The organism is Aquimarina sp. AU58, assembly GCF_900312745.1.
Lineage (GTDB): Bacteria > Bacteroidota > Bacteroidia > Flavobacteriales > Flavobacteriaceae > Aquimarina > Aquimarina spinulae.
In genome coordinates this window covers 3,061,380-3,080,277 of the sequence record NZ_OMPD01000014.1, presented here as the reverse complement: position 1 = coordinate 3,080,277, position 18,898 = coordinate 3,061,380, and the positions used below count along the sequence as shown (strand labels likewise).

The 18,898-nt window shown below is 32.7% G+C and carries 16 protein-coding genes; all 16 read right to left on the bottom strand.

Going from position 1 to position 18,898, the window contains the following annotated elements; all coding sequences use genetic code 11:
* Positions 1-157: 157 nt before the first annotated feature.
* The gene (locus DK441_RS24680) at positions 158-1,477 is read right to left on the bottom strand and encodes an MFS transporter (protein ID WP_109853212.1); all 1,320 of its coding nucleotides are present in this window, start codon (positions 1,475-1,477) and stop codon (positions 158-160) included.
* A gap of 149 nt (positions 1,478-1,626) precedes the next feature.
* The gene (locus tag DK441_RS24675) at positions 1,627-2,448 is read right to left on the bottom strand and encodes a M48 family metallopeptidase (RefSeq protein WP_109853211.1); all 822 of its coding nucleotides are present in this window, start codon (positions 2,446-2,448) and stop codon (positions 1,627-1,629) included.
* Positions 2,449-2,575: 127 nt separating this feature from the next.
* Positions 2,576-4,981: a glycoside hydrolase family 31 protein gene (locus DK441_RS24670; RefSeq protein WP_109853210.1), complete on the bottom strand. Its 2,406-nt coding sequence runs from the start codon at positions 4,979-4,981 to the stop codon at positions 2,576-2,578.
* Between the two features lie 39 nt (positions 4,982-5,020).
* Positions 5,021-6,958 (bottom strand): 1,4-alpha-glucan branching protein GlgB, encoded by a 1,938-nt coding sequence (gene glgB, locus DK441_RS24665; RefSeq protein WP_109853209.1) that lies wholly within the window; start codon positions 6,956-6,958, stop codon positions 5,021-5,023.
* 5 nt (positions 6,959-6,963) lie between these two features.
* Entirely contained in the window at positions 6,964-8,235 is a 1,272-nt protein-coding gene (locus DK441_RS24660; RefSeq protein WP_109853208.1) for a glucose-1-phosphate adenylyltransferase, read from the bottom strand.
* A 1-nt stretch (position 8,236) separates the two neighbouring features.
* Positions 8,237-9,646 carry a glycogen synthase gene (locus DK441_RS24655; RefSeq protein WP_109853207.1) on the bottom strand — a complete coding sequence of 470 codons (1,410 nt, stop codon included), beginning with the start codon at positions 9,644-9,646 and terminating at the stop codon, positions 8,237-8,239.
* Positions 9,647-9,922: 276 nt separating this feature from the next.
* Positions 9,923-10,723 carry a DNA alkylation repair protein gene (locus DK441_RS24650; RefSeq protein ID WP_109853206.1) on the bottom strand — a complete coding sequence of 267 codons (801 nt, stop codon included), beginning with the start codon at positions 10,721-10,723 and terminating at the stop codon, positions 9,923-9,925.
* 122 nt (positions 10,724-10,845) lie between these two features.
* Positions 10,846-11,982 (bottom strand): NAD(P)/FAD-dependent oxidoreductase, encoded by a 1,137-nt coding sequence (locus tag DK441_RS24645; protein ID WP_235015830.1) that lies wholly within the window; start codon positions 11,980-11,982, stop codon positions 10,846-10,848.
* 721 nt (positions 11,983-12,703) lie between these two features.
* A complete protein-coding gene (locus tag DK441_RS24640) occupies positions 12,704-13,018 on the bottom strand; it encodes a hypothetical protein (protein WP_160112267.1) in 315 nt (104 codons plus the stop codon).
* Positions 13,019-13,143: 125 nt separating this feature from the next.
* The gene (locus DK441_RS24635; protein ID WP_109853204.1) at positions 13,144-13,860 is read right to left on the bottom strand and encodes a YafY family protein; all 717 of its coding nucleotides are present in this window, start codon (positions 13,858-13,860) and stop codon (positions 13,144-13,146) included.
* Complete coding sequence (locus DK441_RS24630; protein ID WP_109853203.1) at positions 13,860-15,176, bottom strand: cation:proton antiporter; 1,317 nt, start codon at positions 15,174-15,176, stop codon at positions 13,860-13,862. Before DK441_RS24630 ends, DK441_RS24635 begins: the two co-directional genes overlap by 1 nt.
* 207 nt (positions 15,177-15,383) lie before the next feature.
* Complete coding sequence (locus DK441_RS24625) at positions 15,384-16,277, bottom strand: phospholipase A (protein ID WP_160112266.1); 894 nt, start codon at positions 16,275-16,277, stop codon at positions 15,384-15,386.
* A 223-nt stretch (positions 16,278-16,500) separates the two neighbouring features.
* Positions 16,501-16,854: a hypothetical protein gene (locus DK441_RS24620; protein ID WP_109853201.1), complete on the bottom strand. Its 354-nt coding sequence runs from the start codon at positions 16,852-16,854 to the stop codon at positions 16,501-16,503.
* Positions 16,851-17,423, bottom strand: a complete 573-nt coding sequence (locus tag DK441_RS24615; RefSeq protein ID WP_109853200.1) for an RNA polymerase sigma factor — start codon at positions 17,421-17,423, stop codon at positions 16,851-16,853. Before DK441_RS24615 ends, DK441_RS24620 begins: the two co-directional genes overlap by 4 nt.
* On the bottom strand, positions 17,413-17,742 hold the full coding sequence (locus tag DK441_RS24610; RefSeq protein WP_109853199.1) for a hypothetical protein: 330 nt from the start codon (positions 17,740-17,742) through the stop codon (positions 17,413-17,415). The genes DK441_RS24615 and DK441_RS24610 overlap by 11 nt, the downstream gene beginning before the upstream one ends.
* Positions 17,743-17,751: 9 nt before the next feature.
* Positions 17,752-18,858: a serine hydrolase gene (locus tag DK441_RS24605; RefSeq protein ID WP_109853198.1), complete on the bottom strand. Its 1,107-nt coding sequence runs from the start codon at positions 18,856-18,858 to the stop codon at positions 17,752-17,754.
* Positions 18,859-18,898: the final 40 nt, after the last annotated feature.

The window sequence follows — 18,898 nt, the reverse complement described above, 5'->3', positions numbered from 1 at the left end:
TTTCCAATATTATTATATTTCAAAATGATATTTAATTATCACAGACCAAATAATCTTAAAAACCAGATGAAATACACAAAAAAAGGATAAAAGATTTTTATTTGCCTTTACCCTTTTTCTTATTATTATAAAAACCTTACAAGGTTTTAGTATGTAATCATTTTGTTTTTGGTACTCTGAATAATAAGACAAGACCAACCACAAAGAAGAGGATTAAGAAAAGAATCGAATATCGTACACTTCCGGTTACCTGAGCGATAATTCCATATGAAAACATCCCGATTACAATACCTATTTTTTCTGATACATCATAAAAACTAAAGTATGAGGCTGTATCAACTGCGTCTTCTGGTAATAACTTTGAGTATGTAGATCTTGATAATGCTTGAATACCTCCCATAACAAGGCCTACAATTGCTGCAGTAACATAAAATTGATATGGTGTGGTAATTGTATACGCATAGACACAAATACCAATCCAGATAAAGTTAATTACAATCAATGTTTGTATGTTTCCGAATTTTGAAGACGCTTTAGAAGTAAGGTATGCTCCAAATACAGCAACAAGCTGAATTAGTAGGATACTTATGATTAACCCGGTAGTTGGGTTTTGTTCTCCCCAGTCTAATTCTTCGATTCCAAAATAGGTAGCAATAAGCATAATGGTTTGTACTGCCATGCTATACACAAAAAACGCACTTAGATACCTACGAAGTCGTATATCGTTCTGAAGCGCTTTCCATATCATTTTCAGCTCTTTAAAGCCATTAAAAATTACAGCTTTGGTTATTACATCTTTCTTATTCCCTCTCGGTAGATAATAATATGTGTATTGACTAAACCCGATCCACCAAACTCCTACCATAATAAAAGATAATCTGGTTGGTACACCTTCACTTTCAAAACCAAACCATTCATATTTTAAGATCATAACAAGATTAATAATCAATAAAATTACACTTCCTATATATCCTAGGGAATATCCCTTGGCACTAATAGCATCTTGTTGCTCTGGAAATGCTATATCTGGTAAATACGAATTATAAAATACCAAACTAGCCCAAAAACCAATTAAGGCCAAGAAGTAGCACAGTAATCCAAACCAAAGGTGTTCGAGATTAAACCAATAAAGACCAATACATGATAATGCACCTAAATAACAGAAGAATTTAAGAAAGTTCTTCTTATTCCCTACATAATCCGCTATCCCTGAAAGTAATGGACTAATTATAGATACGGTTAGAAATGCTAAAGCAGTAACATAACTTATTAAAGAATCATTATTAAAATCGTACCCTAAGAAGCGTACTGTATCATTAACAATTTCTCCCTGATCATTTCTAACTATAGTGAGTGCTCCCCAAAAAATGGGAAAAACCGCTGAAGAAATCGTTAAATTATATACTGAATTTGCCCAATCGTAGAAAGCCCAGGCATTTAATAATTTTTTATGCCCTTTTGGTAGTAGTTTACTCATTTACTTATAAAGTTAAGATATATCCATCAGATTACAATCACTTCGAGTAGTGATTTAATATAACAATTTATATAAAAAAAGCTGTTCTGAATTTGCTCAGAACAGCTTCTAAAGTAAGTATAATCTTTTTAAGATTATAAACTTTACAATTATTTAAAAGAGGTCACCCCAAATTTTTTGGCTTCCGCCCTTGCTGCAGGAGCCCATGCTGTTAGATTAGCAATACGCGTATCACTTGATGGATGGGTACTCATAAACTCTGGCGGAGCTTGTCCTCCACTATTTGCTTTCATACGTTTCCACAATTCTGCAGCTTCATCAGGATTGTAACCAGCAATTGCCATTAATTGTAATCCTATACGGTCAGCTTCTGTTTCATGACTTCTACTAAAAGGCAGCATTACTCCAAATTGACTTCCTAAACCAAATGCTGTACCAACGATTTGTTGTGTTTTTTGATCTTTCCCACTTACTGCAATTGCAGTTGCTGCTCCTGCTACTTGTTGGATTTGACCAGCACTCATTCGTTGTTGACCATGATTTGCTAATGCATGAGCAACCTCATGCCCCATTACAGCAGCTATACCAGTTTCGTTTTTTGCAATCGGTAAAATCCCAGTATAAAATACAATTTTACCTCCTGGCATACACCAGGCATTTACATTTTTATCTTCTACAAGATTATACTCCCATTTATAATCTTTAAGGTACCCTTGATAACCATTAGCATTTAACCAGCGTTCTGATGCTTTTGCTATTTTTTGGCCAACTCGAGTGATCATTTGTGCGTCAGATGTTCCTTTTATAACCTTATTCTCTCCTAAGAATTGATTATACTGCTGAAAAGCCATTGGTAATATCTGAGAATTAGGGACTAATGCCAATGTCTGTTTACCAGTAAATGGGTTTGTCGCACAGGACATAAATAATAAAACAGTTCCTAATAGGATTATAGATTTTCGCGTGTTCATATATTAATATTATCTTGAATTTTCAATTTTGTTAAAATTACGAAAATAACAGGCTATCATCAAAAAACAATAGCTAATATTTCTTTCAAAAAATCTATATAATGCCTTATTGTTCGATAAAAGGTAATTACTTGGCTATAATATGAAGTTCTGTAAAACTTTTAGGCACAGTTAGTATATTATTTTTGGTATCAAAACCTACACTTTCAAATGAAACTACAACATTGTCAATTTCGATTTCATTTATTTTAAACGGAAGCCCTATCAGTTCTATTTGCATCGTTTCATATTCGGTAATATAACTACCATCTTTATGTTGCTGAATAATAACTTCATTTTCTTTCCCTGTAAAAGAAAAACTCCTAAGACTATATCTTCCTTTGGCATAATCATACCCATCCTGGGCATCCTCATAAATTTTGGACACCTCTTTATTTCCTAGTTTATAGTATGCTTCTAGTTTTAATTCTTCTATCTTCTTTTCTCCTACATACTGTTGTATTGGATATTTAGGTATAATTGCTCCTTCTTTAATAAATAATGGAATAATATCCAGATCAGCATCTACCCATTGTTCTTTTCCTCCTTTTACATATGTTCTGGTCCAGTAGTTATACCAATATCCTTTAGGAATATACATTCTTCTACCTTTGGCATTAGGCTCTTGTATTGGGCATACCAGAATTTGGTTTCCAAATATAAATTCATCGGTCCTATAATGGGTTTGCAAATCTTCCTGGTCATACAATACCAAAGATTTTAGCATGGGGATTCCTGCCTCTGCATATTCCCAGAACATGGTATATAGATATGGCAATAGTTGATATCGCAATTCTACATATTTTCTGGTTACATCTACAACTTCTTCTCCAAAAGTCCACGGTTCCTGATTACCGTGATCTCCAGAGGAGTGTGTACGACAGAACGGATGAAATACTCCCAGTTGAATCCATCGGGCATATAGTTCTCCTGTTGGGTGCTCTGCAAACCCTCCAATATCACTACCCGTAAAAGACATCCCGCTCATGCTCATACGCTGTGCCTGGATATTGGCAATCCACAGATGCTCCCAGGTAGCCACATTATCTCCTGTCCATGAAGAAGTATATCGTTGTGCTCCAGAATACGCAGATCGTGTGATGATAAAAGGTCGCTTAGGGTATGCAAATCGTTTTACACCCTCATAGGTCGCTCTGGCCATTTGAGTACCATATATATTATGTGCCTTTCTGTGGCTGCAATAATTACCATCATAACTATGGCGTACATCATCTGGAAATGTTTTTCCAGGAACCTCCATCACAGCAGGTTCATTCATATCATTCCACACTCCTTTTACTCCTATTTCATCAATTATTTCTTTAAATAATCCAGCCCACCATTCTCTTACTTTTGGATTGGTGAAATCTGGGAAGAAACATTCTCCTGGCCATACTTTTCCTCGCATATAGGGGCCATCGGCTCTTTTACAGAAATAATCATTTTTCATCGCTTCCTGATATACAGAGTATTCGTCGTCAATCTTAATTCCGGGATCAATGATAACCACTGTTTTAAACCCATCTTCTGCCAACTCTGCTACCATACGTTTGGGATCAGGAAAATATTCTTTATTCCAGGTAAAACACCTGAAACCATCCATATAATCGATATCAAGATATATAGCATCACAAGGGATTTGAAGTTCTCTGAACTTGTGAGTTACTTCTTTTACTTTTTTCTCTGGATAATAACTCCATTTACATTGATGATACCCCAAAGCCCATAGTGGTGGTAACTCGGGCTTACCGGTTAGATCTGTATATCGTGTAACCACATCTTGCATATTAGGACCATAAAAGAAATAATAGTTCATCTCTCCTCCTTGAGCCCAAAAGCTAGTTACATTACGTCGCTCATGACAAAAATCAAAAAAGGTTTTGAAGGTATTGTCAAAAAATATCCCATAGGCTCTTTCTTCATACATCCCGATATAAAAAGGAACGCTCTTATATAGTGGATCCTGGTCTTTGCCAAAAGCATATTGATCGGTTGCCCAATTTTCTACACGTTTTCCTTTTAGATTAAGGTGCATTGGTTTATCTCCAAGGCCGTAGTAACACTCACCCTGAGGTGCAGATTTACTCATTTTCACAATATTCCCTCCATACTCATAGCTTTGCTCCCAATGAAAACCCCAATCATCTTTACAGATAATATTACTTTCATTGTCATAAATAGTTACATGAATATTTGCTTTAGTAATACAAATACTAATTTTTGAAGTTGTAATAGTATATTCTACATCAGTCTCAATCACTTTTAGCATACTATACCCCCTGGCTCCTGTTTCACTTATAGCATAAGAGAAGTCTTTTTCAAAATTATTATCGGTCGCATATCGAAAACGAATTACACTTCCTCTTAGAATAGTAACCTGTAGAATTACTCCGTTTTCTGTGGTAAAATTTAGAGTATCTACATGTTGGGAAAAGGAAATGATCTTACCAGGAAATAAATTTCCTTTTTGTTCTAGTTCTGTATTGATAATCATACTGTTCTCTTTTTTCGATTAGTTAGATTTGGGAAACTCCTAATTGCTTATAAAATTATTATATACTTGAGTATTGATTTTAAATACAACAACTGCTAATGGAGGAATGATAATCTCTACAGAATATTTTCGATAATGCCATTTTTTCTCTTCTATAGTTATTTCTTTTTGGTTAGAAATACCACTACCTCCATATACTGTAGCATCACTATTAAATAATGGTATTAATTTTCCTTTATTTGGCAGTCCTATGCGATAATTTGTTCTTGGTATTGGCGTAAAATTACAAACAATAATCAAAGGATCTTCTTTATCATTTCCTTTTCTGATATATGCAATTACCGAATTCTCATGATCATCATAACTTATCCATTCAAAACCAGAAGTACTAAATTGTTGTTGATATAATGCAGGATATTTTCTATATAATATATTTAAATCTTTTATTATTTTCTGAATTCCAGAATGGTATGTATACTGAAGTATATACCAATCTAAGCTATTCTGAAAATTCCATTCTTCTCGCTGTCCTAGTTCTGCTCCCATAAAAAGCAGATTTGCTCCCGGATGTGTAAACATATAGGCATATAACAGTCTAAGGTTAGCAAACTGCTGCCATTCATCTCCTGGCATTCTTCCGATTATACTGCTTTTACCATGAACGACTTCATCATGTGATAGTGGAAGCATAAAATTTTCGGTAAAGGCATAGGTCATACTAAAGGTAAGATCATTCTGATGGTGTTTTCTGTAAATAGGTTCTTTTGCAAAATACTGTAATGTATCATGCATCCATCCCATCATCCACTTCATCCCAAAACCTAACCCTCCCAGATAGGCAGGTTTAGAAACCATAGGGAACGATGTAGATTCTTCTGCTATGGTTTGTACATCGGGAAAACTATGATATACTTCTTCATTTAATTCTTTCATGAAAGCAATAGCTTCGAGGTTTTCTCTCCCGCCATATATATTGGGTTCCCATTCTCCATCTTCACGAGAATAATCAAGAAATAACATAGAGGCCACAGCATCTACTCTTAATCCATCAGCATGATACTGATCCAACCAAAAAATAGCATTACTAATCAGAAAGCTTTTTACCTCATTTCTTCCGTAGTTAAATATTAGACTTTTCCAATCTGGATGATATCCTTTTTTCTTATCAGGGTGTTCATAGAGGCATGTTCCATCAAAAAAACCAAGACCATGAGTATCCTCGGGAAAATGTGATGGTACCCAGTCTAAGATAATTCCAATATCATTTTGATGAAGCTTATCAATTAATACTTTAAATTCTTCTGGGTATCCAAAACGAGACGTAGGCGCAAAATATCCAGTAATCTGGTATCCCCATGAAGGATCATAAGGGTACTCCATCACTGGCATCAATTCTACATGAGTAAACTGCATTTCTTTAACGTAAGAAACTAATTCATCAGACAGTTCTATATATGATAAAGACCGATTTTCTTCTATCTTTTTTTTCCAAGAACCCAAATGCACTTCATAAATAGAATAAGGAGCATCAAGAGCATTGTACTCTTTACGTTTCTTCATCCATGCTGCATCTTCCCAATTATAACTATCATCCCAGACAACAGAAGCTGTTTTTGGAGGATGTTCGCACCGCCGGGCATAAGGATCTGCCTTTTCTGTCTTGATATCATTATGATTAGAGTGGATTTTATATTTATACACACTTCCTTTTCCTATGTTTGGAATAAAGCCTTCCCATATTCCGGACTCATCCCATCGTACATATAATTGATGTTTTCCTTCTACCCAACGATTAAAATCTCCTATTACAGAAACTGATTTTGCAGAAGGTGCCCAAACAGAAAAATAGGTACCTTCTACTCCATTAATTGTAGTGATATGGGAACCGAATTTTTCGTATAGACGATAGTGTTTACCTGTTTTAAAAAGGTTTATATCAAATTCTGAAAAGAAACTACAAGGAGTTACACTACCCATACATACTATAATTTAAATCCATCAGGGATTACAGTTCCTTTTTTTATAACAACAACACCTTCTCTTACTACATATGAATCTTGTTCGGTGTCTTCAAGATGAGTTCCTCCATTAATAACAACATCATTTCCTATCCTGGCATCTTTATCGATAATAGTATTGGTAATAGTACATCGGTCTCCTACACCGATCGGCGGAATCCCATTGTTATGATCATTTTCTAATTCACTCATATTTTGATAAGTGTTACTTCCGATCATATAGGTATTTTTGATCATTGTATCGTTTCCAATTCTTGAGCGAATACCAATTACAGAGCGTTCTATTTCTTTGGCATTAATAATACAGCCTTCGGCAATCATGGATTTGTTTAATCGGGTACCCGAAATTTTTGAAGGAGGAAGTATACGTGGCCTGGTTAAAACCGAATTTTCTTTGTTAAACAAATCGAACTGAGGAATATCATCGGTTAAGTTAATGTTTGCTTCAAAAAAAGCGGGTACATTTCCGATATCTGTCCAATATCCTTCATATTGATATGCCAATACTTTATTTTTTGAAATTGCCTGAGGAATAATTTCTTTTCCAAAGTCAATAGTATCAGAATTAGATAAAATATCAACCAGGAGTTGTTTATTAAATATATAAATTCCCATAGATGCCAGATAGTGCCTATTTTCATTTTTCATTTCATCACTTACTTCAGACTCCCATCCAGAAAGTTCTTTCAGCTCTGGTTTTTCTACAAAAGAAGAGATAAAACTATTCTCATCTGTTTTTAGGATTCCAAACTGGGTAGCTTCCTTCGATTTAACAGGTATAGTTGCAATTGATATATCAGCTCCTTTATCTACATGAGCATCTAACATCTCATTAAAATCCATTTGATATAACTGATCACCAGATAAGATCAATGCATATTCAAACTCATGATTTAATAATTGATACATCGATTGGCGTACTGCATCTGCAGTACCTTGATACCATGTTTTATTATCCGGAGTCTGTTCTGCTGCCAGAATATCAACAAAAGCATCGCTAAAATTGCTAAAAATATACGTATTCTTAATATGCCTATTTAGGGATGCAGAGTTAAACTGGGTAAGCACAAACATTCTTTTTATATCACAATGTATACAATTAGAAATTGGAATATCTACTAATCTGTACTTTCCAGCTATAGATACTGCAGGTTTAGATCGTTGGTCTGTAAGAGGGGATAATCGGGTTCCCTGACCTCCTCCTAAAATAATGGCAAGAATTTTTTTGTTGATCATTTTATGGTATTAGTGATTCATATATGGCGATATATTGATGAGCAGATCGATCCCATGAATGATCGATTTTCATAATCTGTTTTTGTATTTCTTTATATTTTTTTTGATCCTCATATAGAACTACCGCACGTTTTATCGCATAGCAAACCTCTTGTACAGAAGCATTATCATGACATATTCCAAAACCTTCTTCTCCTATATCTATAACCGTATCCTTAAGTCCTCCTATTCTTCTAACTATAGGAATGGCACCATATCGTAATGCATACATCTGATTAAGGCCACAAGGTTCTACACGAGATGGCATTAATAAAAAGTCTACTCCTGCATAAATGATATGAGATAATTTTTCGTCATACCCTATGTATGTATTATATCTACCAGCAAATTTTTCTTGTAATACCTGTAATTGTTCTTCGGTTTCAGAATTTCCTGAACCCAAAATCATAATGTTTATATCGGTAGTATGTAGTGATTCTTTTATGATATCTGGTAATAGATCTGCTCCTTTTTCTCCTACTAATCGTCCTATGAAGCCAAAAAGAGGTTTGTTTATATCTAGATCAAAATGATTACAAATCCATTTTTTATTTTCCTTTCTGCCAGAAACTACATTGGCTCTTTGGTAGTTACTAATTATCATTGGGTCTGTCTCGGCATCCCAAGTATAGGTGTCAATTCCATTGAGGATTCCGATACATTTTTTTCTTTCATGTCTTAATAGCCTTTCCAGACCATTTGCATTTTCTTGCAGCTCTTCCATATAACTTGGGGAAACTGTAGTCACTCTCCAGGCACATTTTATTCCCGAAGCCAGAGGGTTAATACAGTTATCCCAATCTAGTAGTCCTATTTTATCTCTATCGAAAGCAGGTAAATAATGTAATTTATCATACGATAACTGCCCTTGATATTGTGCATTATGAATGGTTAAAATCGTAGGTATTTCCTGAAGATTTGTATATGGATCTGCATGAGTCATCAAAAACGGCATCAATGCAGTATGATGATCATGACAGTGAACTATATCGGGCATCTTTTCTAGAACAGTTATCCAGTCTAGAACCGCTAATTGAAAAGTAATGCATCGTTCTGCATCATCTTCATGATTATACACATTAGGTCTATCTAACATATCCTTGATGTATACCAAGTATGCATTGAACACAATATCAGAAGATTGTACTTTCTCTATGCTATATGGATATGTGATTTCTCCTAACCGTATTGTGCTTTTATATATAGTTTTTTGTTTCGAATCTTTGACAAACTGATTGTCATAAAACGGAGTTATTACACTAGTTGTATGCTCCATTTTGTTTTGATATTTTGGCAAAGCACCTACAACATCTGCAAGCCCTCCAACTTTGGCAATGGGATAACACTCAAAACTTATATGAAAAATATTCATGAATAAAACGAACCTATTTTTTTTAATCTGTTTTTATTGATTTAAAAATCATTTAAAACTATGAAAAACCCAATAGATACCGGTTGAAGTTATCTCAAAAACAAGCAGTGTTAATGATTATTTAATAAAAAAATAACCAAAAAATTTCATTATCAACATTCGATGAAGAATTCGCAATAGAACGGGTTAGATTATATCATTTTCTAACTATTGATATATTCAAAATCAGGTCGTGTAAAAAAGTAAAAAACAGCTATTTTGTCGCAATAAAGAACTTTACTTATTAATAGTTCGTAATGCTTTTTTTAGAATATACCGTGTTTCTTTGGTAGTAGATTCTTTTTCCCACCTTGAACATACATTTTTAACCCATTCTGGCTTAGATTTACTGGCGTCATTGAGCCAATTACCCACAGAATCTCTAACGTATTTAGAAGGATCAGATTTAAGAGGATCTAATAGTGAGATTCCTTTTTCTGGGTGTTCTTTGAGTTCGTCTATTTTTTTAGTCCACACTCCTATAGGGCGTGTAGCTTCTACTGCATATCGCCTAATATTTTCATCATTGCTAGAAGTCCATTCTGATAAAACATCAATAGCCATATCAAGATGTTCTATAATACCTTCTTTACAAGAAAATATAGCTACTTCTCTAACTCCAAAGTGTACATCTGCTGCATAAGGAGCAATAGCCTCAAGTTTTTTATCAATTTTACTTTCTCTAAGACCTGCCCAATAGGCAACCCAACATCTGGGAACATCAGAAATATGATTAGAAAGGTAATCAATAATACTTTGATCATTGGTTAGCTCTAGAAAAGTCGTTCCTATAACTTTGGTATTAGCATTAGCAGAAGGTTTTTTTTGGGCAGATACCGCTTCATAAAAATTATCATACCAATCCGGTTTTTTTATATCATCAAGGATTTTTTTTAAGAGTGCCAACTGGTCTACGGTAAGCCACTCCATAAGATTTGCTGTTTGGATTAATCCTTTATTTAAATAAGATATAACTTCATCATCAAGGTCTTTAAAACTTCTGGCTCCTTTTCTATTAAGAATATGTTCTGGGATCATCTATATAAGTATCAAACGATAAGTGTTATCAAAATTAATAAAAAAAAAAAACAGAACACATACGATTTTTTCTTATTAGATTTTGCTTTATGCATAGAAAGGATATATGAGTTTTCCTCACTTTAATTCACAACTTCTAATACTTCTTCTTTCTTTTTATCAACTTGTACTGTAGATTTCATAGGTTTTAAATTTTGTTTTTTCAGATACTCAAAGAGGTATTTAGCATCTTTTTTTACACCCCCAAGAGTTGCAGAACCTCTTGTCTGCATCCAGGGTAACCCTATAAAATAAAGGCCGTAAATCTCTGAAACTCCTCTTTTGTTTTTTGGATATCCATTGACATTCAAAATATTTGGAAATTTCAGCATACCAAAATCTGGTTTATACCCCGTTGCCCATATTATATTAGATACTTCTGTAGAAGTGTCCTGAAAATGAAGTTTGTTGTCTTTATAATTTGTAGTTAAACCGACTTTGAAAACATTGGACTTATTGAGTAATGCTTTTACATCTGTACCAATAATTGGTTGTTGTCTATTTTGAATATATTTCCCCAGAAACGAACCTGTTCTTATAGAAAGTAATCCCGATATCTTCAACCACCACCATAGTGTTTTACCTAAAAACTCTTGAGGGAACGTCGTAAAAGTATTTTCTGCACATGACAGATATACTTTGCGGTTTGTTTCAGCAATTTCCTTAGTGATTTGAACACCGCTATCTCCTGCGCCCACCACACATACATTTCCTTCTTTTAACTGATCTGGATTCAAATATTGTTTACTATGTATTTGAATAACATCATTAGAGACATTTTTCGAAAAACCTGGCACAAATGGAATATGAAATGGTCCACTTGCTACAATTACCTCTTGCGCATAAAATATTTCGTCCTGGCAAAATATTTCAAAAACACCTTTTTCTTTTTTAATAGCTGAAGCCGTTCTATTGAACAACACGGTAAACTCAAATTTTTTTGCATACATTTTTAGATATTCTGCTACTTCATATTTATTTGGATAATGCCCTTTAGGCGAGGGAAAATCATACCCAGGTAAATTATTATATTGAGAAGGTGTAAATAGTTTTAATGATGACCATCTTTTTAACCAAGATTCTCCTATTTCAGAGTTGCTATCTATTACAACAAAATTTCTGTTTAATTGCTTAAGATAGTATGCTGCTGCTAATCCACTTTGCCCCGCCCCTATTATTATTGAATCTAAAATCTGGTTTGCATCTCTATATGTATTCATTTTTTTTCTTTTAGCCATTTACAAAGCAAACCTAAAAGAAAAATATTCCAATACAAATTATCTATCTAGAAAAATATTCTAAATTAATTGTGAGTAAAAAACATATATACATTCATTTTCTTATACATTATTACAACCTCCATTATCATCATTATTATTCTTGAGAAATATAAAAAAACAATACAATAAGTTGTCATAAAAAATTACAAACACTTCCCGTAAAATGCTTAAATACACGCCATAAGATAGATACAAAATTCTGTATAATCTCTTATGATCACATAAACACTTTTTAGTCTTTTTCTATTTTATTTATAAATTGAAATGTTATTTTTTTAGGTAAAAAAACATTTTACTTACTTTTTGATGAGAGAAGAAGTCATAATATAATAATATCTTTTACTACCAAAATCAAAGTCCAATATCTAAAAAAAAGCAAACAAAGTATATTATTATACTGATGTAAAATACTTGTGTATAGTGCTTTATAAAATAATGAAGTTCCAATAAAACTCCATAATCAGGTATTAAATCCACTTATTTAACTAATAAAAGAATTTTATTCTGCTTTTGTTTATTTTTAGGTAATAATTTTATTTAAACAATAAGGCATTATAAATTTATAATGCCTTATTGTTTAAACCGTTTTAATTTTTGATTAGAAAATCTTGCTAAAAAGAATCATATCCAAAATAAATATTGACATGATCGATTTTTGATATTATTCTTCAAAGTGATTAAATGTATCAAAGTGATGCATTTGAACGGATTCTTGTTTAATGATACTAAAAGCAGAAGTTGCTATATCGTTTTTCATAATACCAGAAGCGGCATCTTTGGCAGATTTCATGTCGCTCCAATATACAATATCGATGTATTTACCTTCTCCATTTTTTGCTGTGGTTCTTTCTATAAATCCGTAATATAATTTTAATACATCATTTAGAGAAGCTAATGCTCTTTCAGCTTCTTTCTGTGAGTATCCGGGATTGACTTCAAACAATACAACTTCTACTACTTTACTTCTGGTTTTCATTAATACAGGGTTTTGATTTGGTTTTGTTGCACAATTAAACAATAGGCTTATCATAATGATTAGGATTAATTGTTTATGATTTATGATTTTCATCAAAACTAAATCACACCTGTGACAACCCTATGTCAGTAGTATTTTTCTTTTGGAAAAGTTGAAAAATCACACTCTTCGGCTCTTTTTTTGTAATAATCCTCGAGGCTAAAATGTTTTGGAGAAAAAAGCTTTTGAGTTTCAATAAGATTAACAATTCGATCTGTTCTAAACTCACGATAATCTTTTCTTAATCTACAATGAGCAATCATAATCCACGTATTGTTAGTGAAATAAGCTCCAAGTGGTTCAATCAACCTTTTACTATACTCCCCGGACGCTTTGGTATATTGGATTTCGAGCACTCTAAAATCTGTAATTGCTTGTTGAATGACAGATAAAGAAGTACTTGGGTGAATTGCAGTCCTGTTATACGTAAAAACGCGTTCTTCTAGAATTTTGAGTTTTTCTTTTTGTGTAGTTTTAAGTACTGCAATTACCTTATCTATAGCTTCCTGATATTCATTAATCAAGGATTGGTCATTGTTAGTTTTTATGATCTTAGAAGCAGTAAGTAATGCATTTGCTTCCTTTTCTGTAAACATAACGGGTGGCAAGGAATATCCATCTACCAGATAGTATCCTGTTCCTGCTTCGGCTCCGATTGGCACTCCTGCATCGGTGAGCGCTTGCATATCTCTATATATGGTACGTAAACTCACCTCAAACTTATTTGCTAATTCTGCCGCCTGAACAACTTTTTTAGATTGTAGCTTTACTAATATGGCTGTTAATCGATGTAAACGTTTCATTATTCGGTTTCATGTTCATCAGATGATGGCAAAGCATCATCAATTTCACTTAGATCTGTTGTATTATTAATAAAATATTCGGTTTCTTCTATACTTTCTTTGGGTTCTGCTGTTTCCAATTCTTGATTTGGGTTCATTTTTTTATCTCTTATCATCCCTCCTGTCATAATCAAGCTGGTCCCTATAATTACAAATAACAATATTCCCGGTTCGAATCCTTCAATCATAGCTTCTGCAGGGATAGCATAAAATAAAAGTACTGTAATTAACCCTCTTGGTGCAATAAACAATTGAGGTGAAATATCTTTTCCCATAAAAAGACGTAGCAAACCATATCGTATAACGTAAATAGAGATTAATATCAAAAGACTAATTAGTGTAACTTTTAGACTTAATAAAGAAGAAAGTACAATGGTTATCCCAAAAATCACAAAGAATAATGTACGTACTACAAAGGCTGTTTCGGCAGTAATTACGTGTAGCTCGTGATAAATAGATTTTGCTTTTTCGAGATGAAGGTATCCTCTAAGTTTTCCTTGAAAAAATAATTTCATATTGGCAATTACTAATCCAAAGATCAAAATAATTATTAATGATGATAAATGCATTTTTTTCCCTAAAGCATACAATAGTAATAGTACAGCAATAAGTAAAAACAGCTTTACCTGACTTTTAATTTTCTGAAATATTAGGATAATAGCATAACTAGCTACTAATGAAATCACAATCGTAAGTATTAGGTTAAGGAAAAAACCACCTACTCCCGAATCTTCTGCCGGATTTAATCTTCCTGTAAGGAAATAAAACAACATAATTCCCAGAATATCCGAAAACGTACTTTCATAGATATGAAATTCTTTTTTTGCAATGGGTAGTGATGATACGCTGGGTATAATAATTGCACTGGATAATATAGATAGTGGTGTAGCATACAACCATGCAGACTGCATTGTCATCCCTTTTACTAACGCTTTTAAAATTACAGCTGCTATAAATGTAGAGGCAATTAATCCAATTAAAGCAATGGCCATCGATTTAAGAATGGGCATGAGTTTATCACTTTTTAACTCTAATTCTAAGGCTGCCTCGAGAACGATCATAATCAACCCAACAATACCTAACACTTCAAGCATTGGAAAAAAATCAATCGTATCCCCACCAAAAGCTTTAAGAATATATTGTATGATAATCCCCAGAATAATTAATAAAAGTACCGCAGGAACATTAGTTTTTTTGGCAACTCCATTAAAAATAAAGGATAAGATTATAATAAGCGAAATTCCTATAATAACATTGTAAGAAGAGAAAATTTCCATAGGGAGGTCTTGGTTGATTATATTAGATGATCTATAAACGTATGAAAAGATAGTAAATTATTTTAAAGTAAAAGAGCTCCTATCAACTACTTTATAGTTTCATATAAGTATACTCCAGAGATAGAGGTTTTTATCAAAAAAATCAAACCATTTATATTTCAGTTAATTGCAGTAATTAAATCATTACATACACTACTCTAAAAAACACTACCTCCATTGCAAAAGGGATAGCCCTACCCCAACAGTAGTTTGCTTATGGTTATAATCAATAAGACTTTCTCCGTACCCATGAAATACCTGAGCATGAATTTGTAATAGGTCTAGTACTTTAATTGCATAATCTAATCTAATACTACCTCGATTTCTACTCCCTCCTCGCAGAGAATGTCTTGCTATTATACTTATATCATGTCTTCCTTTTGAGAATGCAGATAAAAGTTCAACACGCCCTAGGTAATTCTCTATTCCCGGGTTGTTGTCTTCTATGGGAGTTTCTTGTACACGCCACCAGGGTTTCAATACAATGCTTAAAGAAGGAGTCTCCCATCCAACCTGTAAAATAACCCTGTTCCAACTTCTGGATAAGGGATTTGATCTCCCATTACTTTGATGATTAATACCAATGCCTGCAAATACACCATTTAATCCCCATATTTTATAAGCTGTAGGAAAGGTTAACATAAACTCTGGCTCATAATTAGTTTCTCTAAAAGGTCTTGAAATATGTGCACTATATAACTGCCAGCGTGATGACTGCGTATAGGCAACCCATAAATCCCCACCAATCTTTTTACCTAATATATTTCGTATTGCCTTGGTTTTAAAACTAAGTTGAAATTTTAATTCGGTATTAGTAAAATCAGAAGGTTCATCTACAGAATTTATTGGATTATCACTTAGAGGTTGATTATTTATATCGCTAGTATAATTGGCCAGTAAAAAATAAACTGGCTTATAGGGTACTATTTTAAAAAGCTTAATAGTATCATTATTGATTTGCCAGCGTTGGGACAAATTTCCTCCCGGATCATGAATCATGGTTTGTCCTAAACTAAAAGAATAGGTAAAAACCAATAAAATTAGAGAAATAAATACTTTCACTAGTGCAATTTTCTTATTCTTAATACTTAACTATATTGAAAATGATTCCTAAATATTCTAAATTGAGGTATAATATGTAGTTTTAAAAATGTAGGATGGGGTAAATATACATACTTTTAACAAGTAACTATTTATAAAAAATAGTAATTATTCGTACACCAAAAATGAATAATTTCCTTTTATGCACATTTATTCTTCGTTAGCTACCAATCTTAATTAGACATTATTTAAATTCATTACCAAATCTGTTTTTTGTACTGCGATATTCGTTTAATCTTATAATAGAATTTATATAAAATAAGAGTACTAATGTAACAACAACAAATACTGGTGTTCTAGGAATTTTGGCTAGTACATTTAAAGAAATATTACTATAGTTTAAAAATTTAAAAAGAATAAATGTTATGGTTAATATTAATACTGAACATGTAATCAAAATAGGCTTAAATGACCACCAAAACGACGTTACCTTAATTTCTTGATCTACTTCAATAGTATTCATAAGTGTATTTATAAAATCATCTGAGGTTTCTATGGTACTCTTACTCATGATTTTTTTTAATTCTTCTTCTTTCATAGTAAATGTTTTAAATCGTTTCCTAGTAATCGTTTTAATTGAAAATGTATATTTTCTCTACCTCTATGTAAATCGACTTTGATTTTTGAAGGTTTAAAACCAGTAATCTCTTCTATTTCTTTAATACTTAGCTCACAGAGATAAAAAAGTCGTAATAATAAAGACTCATCCGAGCGTAATTTTTGTAATGCCAGATTGATATATTTCTTTTGATCGGCTTCATTTAGTATATTCTTTTCTTCTGAAATGATAATAGCTGTATCCTCAATAACTTTTAGGGGTACATTCTGTTTTTGTTTTTTTAATTGATTATAACATGTATTAACAACAATTCGATATAACCAAGTAGCAAATGAAGATTTGAAGCTAAACGTATCTAATTTATGATACACTTTAATAAATACATCTTGCACTACATCTTCTGCAATACTTGAATCTTTTATAATAGAAGACGCCAAAGAAAGTGATACATCTTTATATATATAGACAAGTTGTCTAAAAGCAGATGTATCACCTTTATTTATTTTACGAATTAGCTCGTAATCCTGTTGTGTAGGATTATTTCTCAAGTTTTTTTCTTATAAAATGAGCAACTACTAATCCACCAGCAGCGAAAATTAAAATCGTACCCCAAACTAATAAATCTGCAGTGTCTTCTAATAAATTCATTGTAGTAAACAGAGATGAAACCAACAACCCTATTCCTAATCCAAATACAATACACCCAATATCCAGGTATTTAAATTTATTAGTTTTTTGATCCAGGTACATTCCTTTCTCTATCATTGCTTTTTTAATGAGATAGTTATATCTGGCAATTATGAAAACAAGAAGTATTGCTGCTATAATAATGGTAATAAATCCTAAAAATTCATCTAAATTGTTCATATGATTATCTTAAAAATGTTCTCCTAAAAGTTGTTCTATTGTTTCTAGTAAAGGAAACAAATTATCCGAATTCCCAAACATTACAAACCCGTATTCTTGATCGGGGATAAACATGGTATATGCCTGAAAATCTTGATTGTTTCCCGTATGTAAATGCATCATTCCATGTGGTGTAGGTTTCTGAGCAAAACCGAGCCCCCAACCTGTTTGCCCTGTCTCTTTTAAAAGTTTGCTATCAGATTTAAAATGATTATGCTCTTTAAGCATTTCGTCTCGAGTATGCTTTTTTATATTCTTGGGATTCATCATTTCTATCAAAAATAAAGCATAATCCTGGGCATCAGATTGCAAACTATATCCAGGTCCTACTTTTTTACCCCTATGCATTTCCAGGTTTACTTTACCTTTCATATGTCCCTTAGCTGCATGGTTTTCTAATATATCATTCCAAGTATAAAAACTTTTATTCATACCGATGGGGTGCGCTGCTTCTTTAAGAAAAAGAGAATCTAGTGCACTGCCCCACCCAATATCTAATTTTGTCCCAAAAGCGGCTCCTAAATGTTGATATGCTTCACCAGAATAAGAAAAACCTGTTCCAGGTTTAAAGGCTATTTTGATAGGCCCTTTGACCCAATTAGGAATTCCTGTTCCATGAGACATTATAATGCGAGGAGTTAAAGTCTGATACGCTTCAAAAGATTCTTTAGCAATAACTCCTGCAGGAAATATAGTTTTAAGATATGGATAAATTGGTTTATCTATATCAATCTTACCCATTTCTGCCATTTTCATTATAAAATATGCAAACAATGGTTTAGAGAGAGAGGCTGCTTCAAAGATAGTTTGTTTGGTTACAGGTTCCTGTGTCTTATTATTTACAACTCCAAATGTATTATGATATACAATTTTGTTATTATTCACTATAGCAATAGAAAGGCCTGGCACTCCTATGGAGTCCATTGCTTTTTCTATATGTTGGTTAAGTTTAAAAACATTAATATTTCTTCCATCGGGAACTCTTATAAATTCAGAATTAGTTTGTCCAAAAGATATTCCTGACATTGTTATGAATAACAATATATATACTATAGAAATTTGCTTTAATTGATTCATTTTATCAAATTTTAGATGTGAGTAACTATGTATTGTGAAT